Annotated in this window: 1 protein-coding gene; it reads left to right on the top strand. The window is 75.5% G+C overall.

The window, feature by feature from the left end; translation table 11 throughout:
• Nucleotides 1-45: 45 nt before the first annotated feature.
• On the top strand, nt 46-3,155 hold a 3,110-nt coding region (locus MXD60_RS26005), incomplete at its 3' end, for an SDR family NAD(P)-dependent oxidoreductase (protein WP_308222614.1).

A 3,155-nucleotide genomic window follows, 5' to 3' on the forward strand; every position in this document is an offset into this window, starting at 1 on the left:
GGGCGGGCGGCGCCCCGCGGGGGGCGCCCCGCCAACGCGGTCAGCGTGACCGGCGAGGACGTCGACCTCGCCACCGCGGCGACCTGGGGCCTGGTCCGCACCGCGCAGAGCGAGAACCCCGGTCGCGTCCTGCTCGTCGACACCGACCACCACCCGGCCTCCACCGCCGCCCTGCCCGCCCTCGTCCGCGCCGCCCTGGCCGCCGACGAACCCGCCCTCGCCGTGCGCGTCGGCGCCGCCCACACCCCCCGCCTCGCCACCGTTCCCACCACCACCACCACCAGCGCCACGGCCCCCGGCACCACCGGCACCACCGTCACCGCCGGCGCCCTCGGCACCCCCGATCCCGCCGGCTGGGACCTGGACCCGGACGGCACCGTGCTCATCACCGGCGGCCTCGGCACCCTGGCCCGCCACCTCGCGCGCCACCTCGTCACCCGGCACGCCGCCCGCCACCTGCACCTCACCAGCCGGCAGGGGCCCGACCACCCGCAGGCCGCGGCGCTACGCACCGAGCTAGAACAGCTCGGTGCCACCGTGACCGTCACGGCCACCGACATCACCGACCAGGCGGCCCTCGACGACCTGCTCGCCGCCATCCCCACCGAGCATCCGCTCACCGCCGTCATCCACACCGCCGGGGTCCTGCGCGACACCACCCTCGGCAACCTGACCCCCGGTGACCTCGAAGACGTCCTCATCCCCAAGATTGACGGCGCCTGGAACCTGCACCACGCCACCCGCCACACCCCCACCCTCAGGGCGTTCATCCTCTACAGCTCCATCGCCGGCCTCACCGGCAACGCCGGCCAGGCCAACTACGCCGCCGCCAACACCTTCCTCGACGCCCTCGCCCACCACCGCCACACCCACCACCTCCCCGCCACCAGCCTCGCCTGGGGACTCTGGCACGACACCAGCACCCTCACCGCCACCCTCGACACCACCGACCACGCCCGGCTGGCGCGAGCCGGCATCCGGGCGCTGACCACCGAGCAGGGCCTCGACCTTTTCGACCGCGCGGGTAGCGGGGGCGGGGCCGTCCTCGTCACCGCACCGCTGGACCTCGCCGGCATCCGCGCCCGTGCCACCCAGCACGGTGTCCCGCCGCTGTTGCGGACGCTCGTCCGCGCAGGCCGGCGCACCGCGGTCGCGGGCGTTGGTGCCACGGCGGCCGGCGTCACGGGTTCGGCGCTCGGCGGGCGGCTCGCGGGGCTCGGCCCCGCCGACCGGCACGCCGCGGTGCTCGCGGTGGTCCGGGCCGAGCTCGCGGCGGTGCTCGGGCACGATGCGGCCGACCGCGTCACCGAGGATCGGGCGTTCACCTCGATCGGGCTGGACTCGCTGACCGCGGTGGAGCTGCGCAACCGGCTGAATGCGGCGACGGGCCTGCGGCTGCCGGCGACCCTCACCTTCGACCAGCCGAACCCCGGCGCGCTCGCCACCTTCCTGGCCGACGCCCTGTCGGCGGCCGACGGCGGCAACGCTGCCGAGCCGAACGGACGCGGTGCCGCGGCCCGCGCCACGGCCGCCGGATCGACGACGACCGACCCGATCGTGATCGTTGGCATGGCCTGCCGCCTGCCCGGCGGCGTCACCACCCCCGAGGACCTCTGGGACCTCGTCGCCACCGGCACCGACGCCATCAGCGAGTTCCCGGTGAACCGCGGCTGGAACCTCGACGAGCTCTACGACCCCGACCCCGACACCCCCGGCACCTCGTACACCCGCCACGGCGGTTTCCTGCACGACGTTGCCGACTTCGACGCCGAGTTCTTCGGCATCACACCCCGCGAGGCGCTGGCCACCGACCCGCAGCAGCGTCTCCTGCTCGAAACCGCGTGGGAGGCGATCGAGCGCGCCGGGATCGACCCGACGTCGCTGCGCGGCTCCAGCACCGGCGTGTTCGCCGGCGTGATGTACCACGACTACGGCAGCCAGCTGCGGACCGTTCCGCCGGACCTGGAGGGCTACCTCGGCACGGGTGTCGCGGGCAGCGTCGCGTCGGGTCGGATCTCCTACACGTTCGGCTTCGAGGGGCCGGCGGTCACCGTCGACACGGCCTGCTCGTCGTCGCTGGTCACCCTGCACCTCGCCGCGCAGGCGCTGCGTTCCGGCGAGGCCGACCTGGCGCTCGCGGGTGGCGTGGCCGTGATGGCGACACCGACCGAGTTCGTCGAGTTCTCCCGGCAGCGGGGGCTGGCCGTCGACGGACGCTGCAAGGCGTTCTCCGCCGACGCCGACGGCACCGGCTGGGCCGAAGGCGCCACCATGCTCCTGCTCGAACGCCTCAGCGACGCGCGGCGCCACGGCCATCCCGTCCTCGCCGTCGTCCGCGGCAGCGCCGTCAACCAGGACGGCGCGTCCAACGGCCTCACCGCCCCCAACGGCCCGTCCCAGCAGCGCGTCATCCGCACGGCACTGGCCAACGCGCACCTGACACCGGCGGACGTCGACGCCGTCGAGGCACACGGCACCGGCACCTCCCTCGGTGACCCGATCGAGGCCCAGGCGATACTCGCGACCTACGGTGACGGCCGCCCCGCGCAGCAGCCGCTGTGGCTCGGCAGCCTGAAGTCCAACATCGGCCACACCCAGGCCGCCGCGGGCGCCGCCGGGGTCATCAAGACCGTCCTCGCCCTGCGGCACCGCACGCTGCCGCCGACCCTGCACGCCGACCGGCCCAGCCCGCACGTCGACTGGTCCACCGGCGCGGTCGAACTGCTCACCGAGAGCCGCCCCTGGCCCGAGACCGGCCGGCCCCGGCGCGCCGCCGTGTCCTCCTTCGGCATCAGCGGCACCAACGCCCACGTCATCCTCGAACAGGCCCCCGACGAGCCCGGCCTCGACGCGACGACCACCACGAAGGCCGCGACGCCGCCAGCAGGCGGGCCGGTGCCGGCGACGGTACTGGTGCCACTGCCGGTGCTGGTGCCACTGTCGGCCCGCTCACCGCAGGCGCTGCGCGAGCAAGCTCGTCGGCTCGCCGTGCACCTGCGGGCCCGCTCCGGCCGGCCCGCCGAGACGGTGGCCGAGGTGGCGGCGGCGCTGGCGACGCGGACCCGGTTCGCGCACCGCGCGGTCGCGATCGCCGACGACGAGGCGACCCTGCTGTCCGCGCTCGACAACCTGGCCGACGGCCAGCCCGACCGCAG

The sequence above is a fragment of the Frankia sp. AgB32 genome (assembly GCF_023243045.1).
GTDB lineage: Bacteria > Actinomycetota > Actinomycetes > Frankiales > Frankiaceae > Frankia.